Annotated in this window: 14 protein-coding genes and 1 pseudogene; 13 read left to right on the top strand and 2 right to left on the bottom strand. The window is 36.9% G+C overall.

The features are described 5' to 3' along the window. Positions 1-18 precede the first annotated feature (18 nt). From ABTV71_RS15630 to ABTV71_RS15575, 12 genes and pseudogenes are all read left to right on the top strand, one after another. Positions 19-984, top strand: a complete 966-nt coding sequence (locus ABTV71_RS15630; protein ID WP_433900188.1) for a helix-turn-helix transcriptional regulator — start codon at positions 19-21, stop codon at positions 982-984. A 311-nt stretch (positions 985-1,295) separates the two neighbouring features. Further along, a pseudogene (locus ABTV71_RS15625) lies at positions 1,296-1,469 on the top strand (helix-turn-helix domain-containing protein); the annotation flags it as partial. A 236-nt stretch (positions 1,470-1,705) separates the two neighbouring features. Continuing rightward, positions 1,706-2,638: an SDR family oxidoreductase gene (locus ABTV71_RS15620; protein ID WP_433900187.1), complete on the top strand. Its 933-nt coding sequence runs from the start codon at positions 1,706-1,708 to the stop codon at positions 2,636-2,638. A 64-nt stretch (positions 2,639-2,702) separates the two neighbouring features. Then, the gene (locus tag ABTV71_RS15615; RefSeq protein ID WP_433900186.1) at positions 2,703-3,149 is read left to right on the top strand and encodes a DUF2147 domain-containing protein; all 447 of its coding nucleotides are present in this window, start codon (positions 2,703-2,705) and stop codon (positions 3,147-3,149) included. Positions 3,150-3,156: 7 nt separating this feature from the next. Next, entirely contained in the window at positions 3,157-3,357 is a 201-nt protein-coding gene (locus ABTV71_RS15610; protein ID WP_433900185.1) for a hypothetical protein, read from the top strand. 1 nt (position 3,358) lies between these two features. Next, positions 3,359-3,712 (top strand): hypothetical protein, encoded by a 354-nt coding sequence (locus ABTV71_RS15605; RefSeq protein ID WP_121123110.1) that lies wholly within the window; start codon positions 3,359-3,361, stop codon positions 3,710-3,712. 9 nt (positions 3,713-3,721) lie between these two features. Continuing rightward, the gene (locus tag ABTV71_RS15600) at positions 3,722-4,630 is read left to right on the top strand and encodes a helix-turn-helix domain-containing protein (RefSeq protein WP_433900184.1); all 909 of its coding nucleotides are present in this window, start codon (positions 3,722-3,724) and stop codon (positions 4,628-4,630) included. Positions 4,631-4,792: 162 nt separating this feature from the next. Then, positions 4,793-5,677 carry a helix-turn-helix domain-containing protein gene (locus ABTV71_RS15595; protein WP_433900183.1) on the top strand — a complete coding sequence of 295 codons (885 nt, stop codon included), beginning with the start codon at positions 4,793-4,795 and terminating at the stop codon, positions 5,675-5,677. 55 nt (positions 5,678-5,732) lie between these two features. Beyond that, on the top strand, positions 5,733-6,554 hold the full coding sequence (locus ABTV71_RS15590) for an SDR family oxidoreductase (RefSeq protein ID WP_433903712.1): 822 nt from the start codon (positions 5,733-5,735) through the stop codon (positions 6,552-6,554). A gap of 80 nt (positions 6,555-6,634) precedes the next feature. Continuing rightward, positions 6,635-7,042, top strand: coding sequence for a helix-turn-helix domain-containing protein (locus ABTV71_RS15585; RefSeq protein WP_433900182.1), 408 nt, complete (start codon positions 6,635-6,637; stop codon positions 7,040-7,042). A gap of 75 nt (positions 7,043-7,117) precedes the next feature. Beyond that, a complete protein-coding gene (locus tag ABTV71_RS15580; protein WP_433900181.1) occupies positions 7,118-7,687 on the top strand; it encodes a Crp/Fnr family transcriptional regulator in 570 nt (189 codons plus the stop codon). A gap of 81 nt (positions 7,688-7,768) precedes the next feature. Next, entirely contained in the window at positions 7,769-8,743 is a 975-nt protein-coding gene (locus ABTV71_RS15575; RefSeq protein WP_433900180.1) for an aldo/keto reductase, read from the top strand. Positions 8,744-9,248: 505 nt separating this feature from the next. On the opposite strand, the gene ABTV71_RS15570 is transcribed toward ABTV71_RS15575, so the two are convergent. Beyond that, positions 9,249-9,794 carry an NIF family HAD-type phosphatase gene (locus ABTV71_RS15570; RefSeq protein ID WP_433900179.1) on the bottom strand — a complete coding sequence of 182 codons (546 nt, stop codon included), beginning with the start codon at positions 9,792-9,794 and terminating at the stop codon, positions 9,249-9,251. A 514-nt stretch (positions 9,795-10,308) separates the two neighbouring features. Between ABTV71_RS15570 and ABTV71_RS15565 the strand changes: the two genes are divergently transcribed. Continuing rightward, a complete protein-coding gene (locus ABTV71_RS15565) occupies positions 10,309-12,303 on the top strand; it encodes a hypothetical protein (RefSeq protein WP_433900178.1) in 1,995 nt (664 codons plus the stop codon). Between the two features lie 47 nt (positions 12,304-12,350). On the opposite strand, the gene ABTV71_RS15560 is transcribed toward ABTV71_RS15565, so the two are convergent. Then, positions 12,351-16,289 carry a hybrid sensor histidine kinase/response regulator transcription factor gene (locus ABTV71_RS15560; protein ID WP_370483862.1) on the bottom strand — a complete coding sequence of 1,313 codons (3,939 nt, stop codon included), beginning with the start codon at positions 16,287-16,289 and terminating at the stop codon, positions 12,351-12,353. Between the last annotated feature and the right edge of the window lie 192 nt (positions 16,290-16,481).

Here is a 16,481-nt window from a genome sequence, read left to right as displayed (position 1 = left end):
TAAAAATAGTCCGATAAAATGAGTGATAATAAAAAGAAACAAGAGATGTACTATTGGGTGGAGCGATTAGGCGTTTCGCTCACACCATCCAGATCTGAATTAGATATGCTTCATCTCAATGAGCTGAAAATCTTAGATTTATTGCCCGATATGTTAGTTATGGTTCGCTCTGTAGTGGCGAAGAAAACATTCTGTATTCGGAGAAAACCTATAACGGCTTTTAAAAACGGAATATCTATTTCATTTCAAAATATTATTCATTCTCGATCAGACACATCTGTCAAAGACATAGAATTACAACAAACACAACCACACGTACGCATTATCCCGCTGCATGTTGAAAGTGACGTTTGCTTTCCAAAAGATATAAATATTCAGCAGGTAACCATAATTATAAGTCTTGATTATTTGAAAAGCTTTATCGGAAAAGACCATAAAAAATTCGATTATCTTTTTAATAATGAAAAAACACTTTGGATTGAGGAGTTCATGTCTCCGGAAATAGCAGAAGTGGCCAATGAGATTTCGATTACAAAAATGCCGGATACACTATCAGATGCTTTCTACAGGCTAAAGTCGCTTGAACTACTATTTTATTTGTTTAAAAACCTATCAAGAAGAGCAAATGTTGCACATCAACATCTGTCAAAATATGAACTGGAATCGGTTTATCGTGTCCGGGACAAAATCGCAGCTTCAATAGACAAACCGTTTCTTCAGGACGAGTTAGTGCATTTAAGCGGTATGAATGTCATTAAACTTCGGAAACTTTTCACGCAAGTATTTGGTAAAGGTATCTTTGATTATTATCAGCATCTGCGTATGCAAGAGGCAGCAAGACTTTTACGTGAAGAACATCTCTCGGTTTCTGAAGTCGGTTACCAGTTGGGTTTTAGTAATTTAAGTTATTTCGGTAGATTATTTGCGGGACATTTTGGGTCCACACCGAAGAAGTGGACTCAGAATAATATGAATAAACATTAGTCCCCTTCCATTCCCTTAAATTCAGTAGGTATCAATTGGTGAGTTGATATCCTGGGGAATTAAACTATCCAAACTCGTCTGATAAAATAATTGGGGAGTGAATTTTTTGTATCCTTGCATACTTAAAAACACCCAATATAGACCTATTTATCAAGTAAATTAAAACATATTGGAGTTGTGCAACAAACATATCGGTTTTGCGTAATGGAGTCTGAACGGCTAAAATTGAGCATTTTGCTCCTAATAAACTTGCCGTATGCGGACAGTGAGTTAGTCCATAATACCCCGCACTACGCTTATTCTTGACCGTTGTGGTTACCGGACAAAATACACAACAACACATACACAACAAACTGATTGAAAAAGCTAAAGAACAACTTTCTACAACAGACCTTTTAATCAGCGAGATTGCTTGCGGATTGGGATTTGAACATTCACAGGCTTTCAGCAGACTTTTCAGAAGCAAAACCAATCAATCGCCTTAGGAGTTTAGGCGATCATTTAACTGACAAGCGACAAACAAAGACCGACAAAAGCCCGTGCTGGTAACACCGTGCAGACATTAACCGATAGACAAAAACGGAATACCAAGCCCACCCACCATCCCAAACCATTTGACTGTTTTCGTTGACAAATCACTTTTGACTAACACAAAAGTCGTTTTGGCTAAATCTGTTTTTTTAAGTAGTTGCAACTTTGCTTAAACTAAAAGACAGAAATTATGGCAACAAAAAATTGGAACACATCTAATATTCCACAAAGAAAAGAAGGATTAGCCGTAGTGACAGGTAGCACAGAAGGAGTCGGATTTGAAGACGCAAAAGCCTTAACATCTGCTGGTTGGACTGTAGTAATGTTAGGACGCAACCCACAAAAAGGGGCAGAGTCAATCGAAAAAATTAAACAGACCAATCTAAATGCAAAAATAAGTTTTGAAAAACTTGACCTTGCAGACTTGTCATCTATAGAAGCATTTGCTAATAAAATGATAGAAAGTGGACAAGCCATAGATCTTCTCATCAACAATGCTGGCGTAATGACACCGCCAAAACGTCTCGAAACCAAAGACGGATTTGAGCTCCAGTTTGGCACTAATTATTTAGGTCATTTCGCTTTAACAGCCCAATTGCTTCCTTTACTTCTTAAAGCCGAAGATGCCCGAGTAGTTACTTTATCAAGCGTTGCAGCTAGAGACGGGAAAATTAATTTTGACGACCTTCAATCGAAATCTTTCTACAAACCAATGGTAGCTTATGGGCAATCAAAACTAGCAGACCTTATGTTTGCCTTCGAGCTGCAACGCCAAAGTGTTAAGAATAATTGGGGCGTTACCAGTATTGCCGCCCATCCGGGTATTTCTCGGACCAACCTACTCATTACAGGTGCAGGGCGATGGACTGCCGCAGGAATGGCGAGAACTTGTCTTCCATTTTTGTTCCAGCCATCTGCACAAGGAGCCTTGCCAACATTATTTGCAGCTACCGCTCCAGAAGCTAAAGGCGGATTGTATTACGGACCAAACAAAATGAGCGAAACCCGTGGATTTCCATCTATTGCAAGAATACCAGCACAAGCACAGAATTTGGATGTTTCTTTAAAATTATGGGAAGTATCGCAAAAGTTAGCAAAGATTGAGTTCCCAAATTCCTTTTGAAATTTGGACACAGAGCTTTTAAAAAATTTAAAGAGTTAAACAAGAACAATCAAAAATAAGAAAAATGAGAAAATTGCTTTTTATAGTCACAATACTACTTGTATCGGTTGCGACCTTTGCACAGGCATTGCCTGCCGATAAAATAATCGGGGTTTGGGAAAGTGTGGATTCTGACCCAAAGTTAAAATTTGAGTTTTATAAATCAGACGATAAATACTTTGGTAAGTTATTATACGCCTCAAATATGTTTGAAGGAGACGGAAAAACACCGAAAAAAGATTTCAAAAATCCCGACAAAAACCTGCGTAGCAGGTCAAGATACGGCATAACCAACATTACCAACCTTTCTTATGAAAATGGCGAATACACCGGCGGCAATCTATACAACCCTTCGGAAGGCAGAAATTACAGCGTAAAAGCAATATTAAAAAACGAAAAAGAAATGGATTTTCGTGGCTATGTTGGTTTTTCTCTATTTGGAAAAACAATGAAATTTAAACGAGTTCAATAAAACAAAAATGAAAGACGAAAACAACAAAGACGAACTGTCAAGATTTTGGTCTATGCTTTCGCAAATGTTACCACCAATCGGATTTTTCCTGTATGTAAAACACAGAAAACCATTTCCAAACAAAGCAAAAAAAGCGTTCAGAAATGCTTTAATTGGTTTTCCGATTGCAATAGTATTGGGTTACATTTTTAATAAAACTACATCTTAAAATGATAAAGAACATAATTTCATTAGTGTTGCTGATTGTTTCGGTAGTATTAAGTTTCAAACACGGTTGGGATACATTTAACTACAAGAAAAATCACGAGACATTAAAAATGTTGAGTGAGTTAGGTATAAGTGAATTGTTTATACCGTTCTTTGGCGTTTTAACCATTGCAATTGGCGTTTTATTGCTGACACCCAAAACATTTTTCTTAGGGAATGTCTTGAATGCAATGTCAATTCTTCTCATTATGGCGTTATCACTAAAAGTGGGAAATTTTAAAATAGCTTTGATAGAAATTCCGTTCTTGATAATTCCTTTGGTAATGATATGGCTGAAATATCCGTTTAAAAACTAACTTTGTATTATGGCAGATACGAAACCATATAGAATACAATCCATAACAGACATACACCGTTTAATGGGGCTTTCAAAGCCGCATCATCCGCTCATTGGTATAATTGATGTATCAGGGCTGAAAAATGGTTCAGGTATAAATGCGGTAATATTTGACCTTTATGTCGTATCGCTGAAAAGGGGATGCGATAAACTTCTTTACGGACAACAAAAATATGATTTTGATGAAGGTTTAATGGCGTTTATGTCACCAGGGCAGATACTACGTGGTGAAGAAGGCGGAATACCACCAAACCTAGAAGGATGGATGTTGTTTATACACCCCGATTTTTTATGGGGAACTTCGTTAGCCCAAAAAATAAAGAAATATGAATACTTTGACTATTCCGTAAACGAAGCATTATTTCTTTCTGACAAAGAAGAAAACCTCATCAACGACATTGTAGAAAACATCAAAAACGAATATCACGCAAACATTGACAAGTTTAGCCAAGATATTATAATTTCGCATCTTGAAACGTTGCTGAACTATGCGGAACGATTTTACGGGCGACAATTCATTACCCGAAAAATAACAAATCATCAAATTCTTGACCGATTGGAAAAACTACTTTCCGACTATTTTAACAACGATGATTTGGTAACAAAAGGTTTGCCGACAGTTCAATATATTTCAGACAACTTAAATGTTTCGCCAAGCTATTTGCGTAGTTTACTCAAAACGCTGACAGGACAAAGCACACAACAATACATTCACGACAAACTAATTGAAAAAGCGAAAGAAAAATTATCTACTACCGACCTTTCAGTTGGCGAAATTGCTTACGAATTAGGCTTTGAACATTTACAATCATTCAGCAAGTTGTTTAAAAGCAAGGTTAAGGAAAGTCCTTTAGAGTTTAGGGCGAGGTTTAATTAAGCTCTTTGTAGGACTGCCACTATGCAGTAGTTGAAATAGCAAAAGATGCATCGGATAAATTTCAGAATCGTATCGGTAAGGAATTTTATCTTATATGCAATTACCCGAGAAAAAGATTGGAATAAGAATTGCAAAATAGTTTGTTTTTTATAAGTTTGGAGGATGCAGACTATTAATATAAATGACTTTTTAGATAAATCGGAAATTAGACACAAATCTAGTCCAGGCAGTTTTAATATTCTACGGATCACAGAAAAGGATCCCTGTGCTTTACAACCTATACCTTATAACCGGAGGTCGTTCTATAAGATAAATTTACTGAAGGGCTCCTATAACATTCATTTTGCTGAAGAGACCTATGAAATCAAGAAAAACGCAATTTTCTTCGCTAATCCTTTGAACCCGTATAACTGGATACCAAATGATGGGGAACACAGCGGGGTTTATTGTATTTTTGATGCTGACTTCTTTCATAATTTTGGTTCTTTGGGATCATATTCCGTTTTTCAACAGGATGGATTAAAAGTGTTTGAATTGGAGGAGGAACAATTTTTTCGCTTAGATAACATTTTTAATGAAATGGAAGATACGTACGATAGCCATAATGAGCATAAGTATGATTTCATTAGGAGTAAAATATATGAACTTCTTCATTTTGCTTCGAAGTTGTCTCCTCAAAAATCGAACGTAGACAGGCATAATAAAACTTCGACACGTATTGTTAAAGCATTTCTGGATTTACTCGAACAGCAGTTTAATAAAGCAATAATACCGAGTGGGCACATTTTAAATAGAGCTTCTGATTTTGCAGAGGCATTGTCTGTACATCCAAACTATCTTAACCGTATTCTGAAGGTAAATATGGGAAGCTCAACAAAGCAACTTATCCAAGAACGATTTTTACAGGAAGCCAGACTGCTCTTAAAATATACCGATCTTGATATTTCCGAAATTTCCCATATTTTGGGATTTCGTGAGCTTACCCACTTTTCCGGCTTTTTCAAAAAGTTCGAAGGTATATCTCCATCTTTATATAGAAAAGTTTGATTTTTATAACTATCGGTTTTTATTTCATTAACTACTAATACACGGTTAGTTCGAAATTTGCCCTATAAATAAGAACTACTATGAAAAAAAATGGTTTGTCACCGGCGCATCAAGCGGTATAGGACGTAATTTAACAGAACAACTTTTAGAGGCAGGGCATACAGTTTTTGCTACACTAAGAAAGCCGGAACTGTTAAAGGAATTAGTTGAAAAGTACCCCGGAAGACTTTATTTGGATTATTTGGAACTAACGGATTTGACAAGTATCGAAAAAGCGGTCAGTAATGCTTATGAAAAATTAGGCCAACTTGATATTGCGGTCAGCAATGCAGGAATAGGTGTTTTTGGAGCGGTAGAGGAATTGGATAGTTCGACAATCATAAAACAACTGAACATAAATTTACTGGGTTCCATCATGCTGATAAAAGCATTAATCCCTTTTTTAAGAAAGCAACCTGAAGGTGGGCATATCATTCAGGTATCATCGGAAGGCGGGCAAATTACCTATCCAGGATTCAGTCTTTATCACGCCTCTAAGTGGGGAATTGAAGGTTTTGTGGAAGCTACTGCCCAAGATGTCTTATCATTTAATATTAGGTTTACCATTGCAGAGCCAGGACCTACGAGTACTAATTTTGGAAACAGTCTAAGCATTGCAGAACCTATGGAAGCTTATCAAGGTACCTCAGTTAATGAAATACGAAAACTTATCGACACAGGCTTTGGTAAACTGGATGATGTTGCAGATGTTGCAAAGGCGATTATTGAATGTACTACATTACAAGATCCTCCCTTACGTTTGCCGATTGGTTCAGTAGCTACAAAAAATCTGATTACAGGTTTGCAAAAAAGACTTGATAGTATTAAAATGATATAAATAATACTATTTGTTTTGATATTTAATTGGGAACAACCTGATTTTAAAATTCGGCTGTTCCTTTAAAAATTACAACGGTAGTGTATGCAGATTTTGAAGATTTGAAATACCAGGAACTTTTAATTATCTTACTAAAAAACCAACCAGAACTCTCAGCCATTTTGTTTGATTATGCACCACAGGAGAAAATTAATCTGGAAGCATTTATGAATAAAAATTATGCTGTTAATGTAAGTGTCGAACAATTTTCCATTTTAACAGGTAGAAGTTTATCAGCCTTCAAAAGAGATTTTAAAACCATTTTCGGTGAAACACCAATCCGGTGGTTAACAAGAAAAAGACTTGAAGAAGTCCATTTATTAATCTTCCAGCAAAACAAAAAACCTAATCAAATCTATTTAGATTTGGGCTTTGGAAGTTTATCACATTTTTCTGTAGCATTTAAAAAGGAATTCGGAACCGCACCAACGAAATTGCAAGAAAAGTAGAATAACCATCCTACAATACCACAACTTTTTGCCAAATGACAAATGCCAACAAACGACAATTTCTAACTTTGCACAATGGAAAAATTTATTGATTACATATTGCAATTTGGCAATTTGAACAAACAGCAAATTGACCTCATTAGAAGCAAAGGGGCAGAAATTGAAATCTGCAAAGACGAATATTACTGGGAAGCTGGGAAAACCGTAAAACAAATTGGATTTCTTACCGATGGTGTAATCCGTGTGTTTTATTACAACAACAAAGGCGAAGAAATTACCCGTTATTTTATTGACGAAAACCATTTGATTTTATCGGGAAATACGGTTGATGAAGTTTATACTCCGTCTGAATATTTGTCGGCAACTACCTATTGTACATTGGTGGTTTTTACAAAAAAGGATTGGAAAGAAATTTTAGATACCATCATTGGCTGGGATGCGATTGTTCAAAAAATAGTAACCAAACATCACAGCGAAAAAATTACAAGAAGAAGTGAATTAATTTCGCAAGACGGAACCGAACGCTACCTTGATTTTATCCAAAAATTTCCGACATTGGTTAATCGTGTTCCGCTGTCGTACATTGCTTCGTATTTAGGGATTACGCAATCGTCTTTGAGCAGGATAAGAAAAAATATCCGCTAAAATCGCTTTTTGCCAAATGGCAAATGTTTTCATTTTTTATTGAACAACCTTTGTGGTGTCAAGTTTTAAAATCAAGAAAAAATGAAATCAAGAAAATTAGGAAACAGCGGATTAGAAGTATCTGCATTGGGTTTTGGTGCAATGGGTTTGAGTTTTCCAAACGCACCGACAAAAGAAGAAAGTATAAAATTAATTCGCTCGGCAGCTGAACTAGGCATTACGTTTTTCGACACGGCACAAGGCTATGGCGAAAATGAATTGTTGGTTGGCGAAGCACTTGAACCATTTCGTAACAAAGTTATAATTGCAACGAAATTCGGCTTCAAAGACGGAAATGTAAGACTTGGGTTAGACAGCCGTCCCGAAACAATAAAAACCGTTGCCGAGGCATCTTTGAAACGATTACGAACTGACGTAATTGATTTGTTCTATCAACATCGTTTTGACCCGAATGTGCCAATTGAAGATGTCGCAGGAACAGTAAAAGATTTAATTCAACAAGGTAAAGTAAAACACTTTGGTTTGTCAGAAGCACCTGCTGAAATCATTCGCAAGGCTCACACTGTTTTGCCTGTAACGGCTTTGCAAAGTGAGTATTCCATGTTTTACCGTGAACCCGAAACAGAGGTTATTGCTACATTGGAAGAATTAGGAATTGGCTTAGTTCCGTTCAGCCCATTAGGCAAAGGTTTTTTGACAGGTACAATCAACGCAAATGTTGAACTCGACAAAGACGATATAAGAAATTTTTCTCCACGTTTTAGTAAAGAAAACCGGGAGGCCAATCAGGCATTGGTTGATTTGGTTGTTTCCATAGCGACAGAGAAAAATGTCACACCTGCACAAATTGCGTTGGGTTGGTTGTTGGCTCAAAAACCTTTCATTGTTCCAATCCCAGGAACATCAAAATTGAATCGTTTACAAGAAAATATTGGTGCAACAAACGTTTTATTGACGAATGACGAATTGAGCAAAATAAATGCAGCATTGGCTAAAATCAAAATCGTAGGCGAACGCTATCCTGTACAAATACGGGACACTGCAGAAAGAAAATAGACAACAACGTTACGACCGACACAAAAAACTGCTGGTAATGGGTTTTATGCAATGCGGGGTTGAAGGAATAATAGAGCGTGTTTGACAAAACGTTATGTATGATGCTATTCTGGGCAATGCTTTATCATATTTGTATTTTTCATGTACTAAATTTCCCACTGTATCAATGACAAAAGCCATCTTCGGATCAGCGTGCAAGAAATCAATGTTGGATGATTGAATAAAATTGAGTTAATCCAAAATAGGAGGCTCAGCAAAAGCCTGCGATAACAGGCTTATTGATAATAATAGATATAAATGATAAAACATTTTTTGCACTTCTATTTTTTAATCTTATTTATAATACTTTCCGTCGCGGAAACCCGTAGTTCTGTCTCTTATTTCTATTGTCCATTCTGATGCATTGTATTTTTACTGCATCAATCAGATTATAGTAAAATGAACAAGAGTGAAACGATAACAAAAGTGTCCGAACGATCAAAGGTAAGTCCGGATTAAAGATGATCTATCTGGACATCTCTTTATTCCTCCAATATCTTTTGTCAATTCTCCTGACATTATCAACATTTTTAAATTTCTTTAAATAGGAAGCCAATAGGAGTAACTCATCATCGTTAGCATTTCCCGTGAACTCAGCTATTTGGATTGCGTTACCATAGTTCAGCATTGATTTTTCAGCGGTGTCATCTATTATAAGCGTTCTTTCCAATAAGAAGCCCTTTCGTTTTACTTTGGATAACCTTTTTACGTAATAGTATTCATCAGTCACACTCATCCGTTTTTTTGTCGTGCGAGATCGTCCCCAGATAAATTCAAAATCGACAGCGGCTGGTTTTATTTTATCAACGAGTTCATGCACATAACTATCATCCGCAGAGCTCCAAATGGCTAGTTTAAAATCTCCAGCCATCTCTGATAAAAAATAGGCTAAATTTGGACGGACATATACATAATATTGCCCTACAACAAATTTTTCCTGCTGTATCAGCTTATCTTTTGTCGCGTACAACAATGTTTCGTCCAAATCCAATACTAAAAGAGTTTCCTTCATATTATGCACCATCAGAAATTGCATAGCCCGAGTTGCCCAATGTGCAATCCGATAGTTCAGCTTTGACGATATCTTTCGAAACGAACCACTTTAAAATATCATTTACAACAACTTCATCAACAGGCGTACCTGGACAACTTTAGGCACAAGCGAAATAGTATAGTCACTCATAGACTAAAAATAAAGAATTATTGGAACAATGCGCTAATGGTTTCATACAAATTTTTCGCGAAGTAGTTGGGTCATGAAAAGATTTCTTGATTTTGAGCTTCTGCCTTATCAACTAGAGGTTTAGCAGGAGCTGAGCGCAGAAAAGCTCTTGAGACTGCTAATCCAATTAAATCAAAATGATCCAAATACAAAATCAACTTTGAATTTTATTGGGTATCTAATGTACTGTTACTACTAATAAAGTTTAAAGTGTTACACTTTTGTTCAATAATTGATCAGTTCGTGGCAATTTTTCTGGAGTATTTCTATCTTAACATAACAATTAACCACTTATAGATCAACTATGAAATCATTTATTTTACCATTTTTATGGCTATGTTTTGTCGCGTGCAACAAAATAGCACCTTCAAAAGAAGAAGCTGAATTTCTGAAATCAGCAAACTCGACTGTCCATGCTAATTTAAGCACAGCAGTAACAACTTATCCTTTGCCCAGCGGTCTACCAAATCAGTACAAGTCAACGGCCTTTACAGTTAGTGCGGGTGGAAATCCAGTCGGCCTATATAACGCCGGAAATAACAGCTGGGGAAATAGCGTTAGTTATGGTTACTTTGATTTCAGCGGTACTGTATCGATATCGGTTACCCCTTCCAGCGGCTTCAGCAGCTTCAAATTAGTGCCTTCATCATTGGGTATCACAGGGGTGAGATCCGGCAACACGATTACTTTCACACTCTCTCAGCCGACCAATATATCACTTGTATTAGACAACGATTACCAAGGAAAGGTATTGCATTTATTTGCCCAGGAGCCAGAAAGTGATATTCCATCAGCGACAGACCCCAATGTCTTGTATTATGGTCCAGGATATTACGATTTGAGCGCACAGCCGCCACTGACTTTGAGTTCCGGAAAAACCTTATATATCGGCGGCGGAGCCGTTATCAGAGGTAGAGTAAAAATAGATAATGCGTCAAATGTGACGATAAGGGGTAGGGGCGTTCTGCTCAACGATTACAACAGTCCCACGGATGATATCGCCCTCGCCTTAGGCGCAGTAAGCAACTCGACTGTGAAAGACATCATTGTCAATCGAAACATAGGAAGCTGGACTTCTGCCATGCACAATTGTTCCTTTGTAAATGTAACTAATTATAAAGCTGTCAGCCCATATTTTGCCAGTTCCGATGGATTTAATATCAACAGCAGTCACGATATCACTTTTGATAAATCTTTTATCCACTCTGCAGATGATGCAGTCGCCATCAAAGGAATGTCGGATCAAATTCCTGCAAATTCACTGCCCGTTTATAATATAACCTACAAAAATGCACAATTATGGGCTGATGCAAATAATACCATCGGTATCGGTGCTGAAACACGCGCTGCCTATTTTCAGAATATTAAGTTTCAAAACATAGATATCCTATATAATTACGATGACAAAAATCATCCGGATGTTCTCCCTGATCGTTCCGCTATTAATATTTTTGCCTTACATGGCACCTATTTTAATGATATAACCTTTGAAGACATCCGGGTAGAAAGAGCAAAAAGACTGATAAACGTTCAGATGGATGAAACATTTTATTTTGGTTCGTTGACCGGAAACTGGAATTGGCCTGGAGCAATGACAAACATACTTTATAAGAATATTACATCCACATCTGGCGGTAGTAACGAAATCAAATTGATCGGTTGGAATGACAGCCATCGTATTGAAGGAGTGACCCTGGAGAATGTTAAGATTAACGGTAACTATGTTAAAGATTTTAAAGATAGCCATTTGACCATGAATCAGTATGCGAATTCGGTCAAGATTGTCAGTCCATCCGGAACAGTTAATAGCGATGTCTATAATGCATCGACCGATTTTTCGCCGGTACAAGGAACCCGCAGGTGGTACTATAAATACTGGCAGGCTGGAATAGGAACAAGTTTGATGAGCTGGAATCCGGACGGATCCAACCATTGGCGTGGTTCGGGTAGTTATGACGCGATATGGAACGGTAGCGGTAACATCTATATTCATCCCGATAATAGCCAGCCGATCCTTGTTTGGAATGCGCCAAAATCGGGTACCGTAAAAATTACCGGATTGGTTCGTAAAAATGATATCGGGGGTGGAGATGGTGTCAACGTAAGCATTTGGAAAAATAATGTGATGGTCTGGCCATCCAGCAGCTGGCAGACTGTGGTTTATAATAATACCACTGGATTTTGGCATGATATTAATGTGCCTGTCACCTTTGGCGATGAATTATCCTTTCGTGTGGATCAGCGTTCCAATTCAGGCTGGGATACTACATACTGGAATCCAGAAATTGCATATCAATAAGCATTTTTGCTATCCATTTCAATCGTCAGGATTGAAATGGATAGTGATTATTTAGCCTTTCTATAGTGGCTTGGCGTTATACCAAAGAAATCCTTAAACTGCTTGCTAAAATAGTTTGCATTGGAATAGCCTAACTTATATGCAATTTCAGAAATGCTAAATGATGGGTCTTTTAATAAGGTTTTAGCATAATCAAGTTTGACTTTAATAATGAAATCAGTAGGAGTGAGATCTGTTATTTTTTTTAGCAATAGATACAACTGGGTTCTGCTAATACGCATTTCCTGCGCTAGTTGATGGACTGAAAAATTATTTTCCGCAATGTTTCTAACGATAATCTCCTGCACTTTTAAAATAAAAGTTTCCTCCTGAGAGTTTGCTTCTTCTTTAATTCGTAAAGGCTCCGCCTGACTGTAGTAATGGCGTAGCGTAGCTTTATTTTTTAATAAACTACCCATTTTAGCCAGTAGCTCCTGCGTGCTGAAGGGTTTATTGATATATCCATTTGCAGCTAATTCATAACTTTTGATTTTATTGGCAATCGTATCATAAGAAGTCATTAGGATAATCGGGATGTGTTTGGTCTTCGGGTTACTTTTCAAATGCTTGCATAATTCATATCCATCCATGATGGGCATCATAATATCACTGATCACCATGTCGATCGGATTATTCCTAATGTATTCTAAAGCTTCTTGTCCATTGTGAGCGATGATGACATGGTAGGATTCCAGTAATTTATTTTTAAATAGTTCTGCCAGATCAGTATGGTCTTCTACCAGAAGAATTTTATGCGTATTGCCTTCCAACGGAACATCAAATCTTATTTGGCTGTTATCAGTGTAAATCACGTCGTCTATGAGCTCAATTGTAGCATTTAACTCGAGATCAGGGTCATCCGGAAGCTCGGATGCAAAATTATCCACCGGTATAGTGAGTGTAAATTGTGTTCCAGTTTCAATGCTGCTATTTACATCGATCTGTGCGTTTATACGCTTTGTGAGACCTACGACCAAAGCTAGACCAATGCCATTATTGTCATAATAATTGCCGGTTGACTTTTGTCTGAAATAAGGTTCAAATATTTTTTCAATTTGGTCCGGTGGTATATAACTGCCCGTATTGCTTACATGAATAACAACTTCATTGGTATCTTTTGAAACGCATAGTACAAGAGCTATCTGGCCACCCACCTCACAGTTTTTAAACGCATTGCTCAGCAGGTTACTGATTATTTTTTCCAGTTTGTCAAAGTCGAGGTCGACATTTACTTCTGTTGATGGGTTTTCAAATCGATATTTAATGTTTTTACGGTCGAATAAAGGCGCAAACATCGAAAAGATATTTTGACAAAAGGTGACCAGGTCTCCGTTAACGGTATTTAATGGCAAATTACTGCTTTCAATTTCTCTAAATTCCATTAATTGACTTATCAGGAACGTAAGCCGTTTGATATTTTTTTGGGAGATTTCATATTCTTTGATGTTTTCAATCTTATGATTGGAAAAAAGGTCTTCCTGTATCGCCATAATAATAGCTAAGGGAGTCTTAAGTTCATGGGACATGTAGGTGAAAAAATCAAGCTTACTTTTATTCAGTTCCTCTAATTTAGACGTTTCTACTTCAGCCAGTTTTATCTTCAAGATTTTCAAATGCCGTCTTTTTAAGAACTTTCTAAATAGGATGAGGGCCACAATAACCAATGCCCCATATACCCACAGCATAATATTGCTCAACAAGAAATGGGGTTTGATTTTGATCAGCATTTTTTTTGTCGCAATGATATTATTGTTCAGATCTACTAACTTAATATGGAGTTCGTAATTTTTTGGTTTTAAGGAAGTAAAAGTTATTGTTCCTGAAGCTTTCGAAAGTTCATACCAACGCTTGTCAATGTCTTTTAAAGTATAAAATATGCGGTAGTTTTCGCGACTTTGCGGATCGAAATTTACTTGGTTCACCTCAATAGAAATCATATTTTGATCATAAGGTAGTACGATTTCATTCGTATGATCAATGCCTTTTTCAAAATACTTTTTGTTTCTAAGTTGGCTGATATTAAATATTTTAAAATCAGAAAAGTAGAGTAAAGGTTTATGTGTTGGAAGTGGGTCTAACTGTGGCGCCTTAAAAAAACATATTCCATCAACAGACCCAAAGTATAAGGTGTCATTGTAATAGTAGGCAGAACGTTCGTTAAACCAGGACGTGTTTAAACCCCAGCTGACATTAAAATTTTTAATGGACCGGTCGGTATCAACACAGTACAAGCCATTTGTTGTTGATAGCCAGTACCGCTTCAAGTTGTCTTTCTTGATACCATGTATTTGAACATTGATTTTTCCTCGACCGGGATAAGGAAGTAGGTGACCATTTCTGTCAATAAAATAAAGGTAGTTTTGCTTTGTCCCCAAAAGGACATTTTCTCCATCAAGGAGCATCGAAAGAAATTGTATCCTATTTCCCTTACTCAGTTCTTTCTTATATATTTTAGTTGTCTTTTTGCTCCAATCATAACATACGATCTCATCGAGGCAGCAAATCCATATCAGATGATTGTTTACCATGATGTCATTGATCGTCGAAGTCGTTTTAAGTAGAGTTGTAAAATTATCTTTATGGCGGTCATATATGCTTACAAAACCATCTGTCCCCACAAGTAGATAATCCTGGTTGAGGTTTCGGATGGAGAATATTCTATTATTCGGTAAAGATGACGTGATGTTCTTGTCATATTGATAATGCTTGATTTTGCTTCCCTGATCAGCTAAACAGTATAAACCGTTTGATTCAGAACCAGCCCAAATATTTCCCTGAGCATCTTCTTCTAGTGATATGATATTATCACTGATTTTGCTTTTTTCCTGATTAAACCTTTTTATTACCTGTGATTGTCCATTGTAGACATTTATCCCGATGGCGTTGGTTGCAACCCAAAGCTGTTTTTTAGATGACATGAGAATATTGTTGATCACGATTCCACGGGCTCTTCCGGGATTGGTGACGTGTAAAAAATCTAACCATGAATCATTTTTCGAGAGACAGAATGCTCCATTAAAATAAGTCCCCAATATCATGTCATCAGACTTACTTTTGTAGATTGCGCATACTGTAGAATTAAGTTCATTGTCAAAGTTCTCTATCAACATCCGATATTCTGTATACTGGTTGATATAATCAAATACAGCCACACCTTTGTTATGTCCTATCCAAAGTCTGCCCTCTGCGTCTTCGGCAATACTACATACATTTTGGATCTGTGCGGGTTGTGGTAGCTGCGCCTTAAATTTATTTTGGATGGGATCGAAGCGCAGGATACCGTGTCTTTTTGTTCCTACCCAGATCAGATTTTTGTTGTCACAGTACAGCGAGGTGATCAGCACATCCCTGTCGTAGCTCTCGGCGAAATTAAAACTGGCTAAGACATTCCCTTTTTTGTCACATTTAGCAACGGTGGTGAAGGTAGCTCCCCATAGGTTACCTTGATTATCCGCCTGAATCCTATTAAAATATACATTGTTATTGAGTATAGAAATTTTTTGTTCAGCCCATTTGTATAACGTGTTGTTGCAGAGTATTACTACAGCATCTGTTGTCAAGGCTAAGGCTTTCGACGTATTATGCAATTCAGTTTTGATCAATAGCCTATATTTATTGGTGGTGAAATCATAGCAATATATGCCATTGTCGGCAGCGATGATCATTTCCTGTTTGAATGATTTAATTTCGATGATTTTGCCGGGTTGAAAAAGTGAATCACTCATCGACTTTGGATTACCCATTATGTGGGCACCATCATATAGGTTAATGCCGTCGCTGGTTCCTATCCAGACACGCCCAATAGGGTCTTCGGAGATTGCGGTTACCCGATTTGAGAGAAGGCCATTTTCTTGTGTCAGCTTATTATATTTTCTGATATGCTGTGCATCCAGTGATAGACAAGTAAACAGTAGATAACAAAATATGAAAAACGTTTTTAGAGTCATTTTCTTTAGGCTTTGCTTATTTATCAAATAAACAACTATGTATAGATTAAAAAATATAATATCGTTTATTTAATTGTAATATCGTTCAGCTCCTCAAAAAAAAAATGATGAAAAATTAAATTCATCCATATTTAAACCATATTATCTTTTTTAGTTGGAATAACTCCTTATTTTCGGGACGAAGTTGCGGAT

Origin of the sequence: Sphingobacterium puteale (genome assembly GCF_050986225.1) — a bacterium.
Lineage (GTDB): Bacteria > Bacteroidota > Bacteroidia > Sphingobacteriales > Sphingobacteriaceae > Sphingobacterium > Sphingobacterium puteale.
The sequence above is the reverse complement of the archived record's forward strand: the minus strand, read 5'-3'. Positions and strand labels throughout refer to the sequence as shown.

Excerpts from the sequence above, each read along its gene's own strand:
- ABTV71_RS15570 (WP_433900179.1), bottom strand. The coding sequence starts at position 9,794 with ATGAAGGAAACTCTTTTAGTATTGGATTTGGACGAAACATTGTTGTAC.
- ABTV71_RS15565 (WP_433900178.1), top strand. The coding sequence starts at position 10,309 with ATGAAATCATTTATTTTACCATTTTTATGGCTATGTTTTGTCGCGTGC.
- ABTV71_RS15595 (WP_433900183.1), top strand. The coding sequence starts at position 4,793 with ATGCAGACTATTAATATAAATGACTTTTTAGATAAATCGGAAATTAGA.
- ABTV71_RS15620 (WP_433900187.1), top strand. The coding sequence starts at position 1,706 with ATGGCAACAAAAAATTGGAACACATCTAATATTCCACAAAGAAAAGAA.
- ABTV71_RS15605 (WP_121123110.1), top strand. The coding sequence starts at position 3,359 with ATGATAAAGAACATAATTTCATTAGTGTTGCTGATTGTTTCGGTAGTA.
- ABTV71_RS15600 (WP_433900184.1), top strand. The coding sequence starts at position 3,722 with ATGGCAGATACGAAACCATATAGAATACAATCCATAACAGACATACAC.
- ABTV71_RS15575 (WP_433900180.1), top strand. The coding sequence starts at position 7,769 with ATGAAATCAAGAAAATTAGGAAACAGCGGATTAGAAGTATCTGCATTG.
- ABTV71_RS15615 (WP_433900186.1), top strand. The coding sequence starts at position 2,703 with ATGAGAAAATTGCTTTTTATAGTCACAATACTACTTGTATCGGTTGCG.
- ABTV71_RS15630 (WP_433900188.1), top strand. The coding sequence starts at position 19 with ATGAGTGATAATAAAAAGAAACAAGAGATGTACTATTGGGTGGAGCGA.
- ABTV71_RS15610 (WP_433900185.1), top strand. The coding sequence starts at position 3,157 with ATGAAAGACGAAAACAACAAAGACGAACTGTCAAGATTTTGGTCTATG.
- ABTV71_RS15580 (WP_433900181.1), top strand. The coding sequence starts at position 7,118 with ATGGAAAAATTTATTGATTACATATTGCAATTTGGCAATTTGAACAAA.
- ABTV71_RS15560 (WP_370483862.1), bottom strand. The coding sequence starts at position 16,289 with ATGACTCTAAAAACGTTTTTCATATTTTGTTATCTACTGTTTACTTGT.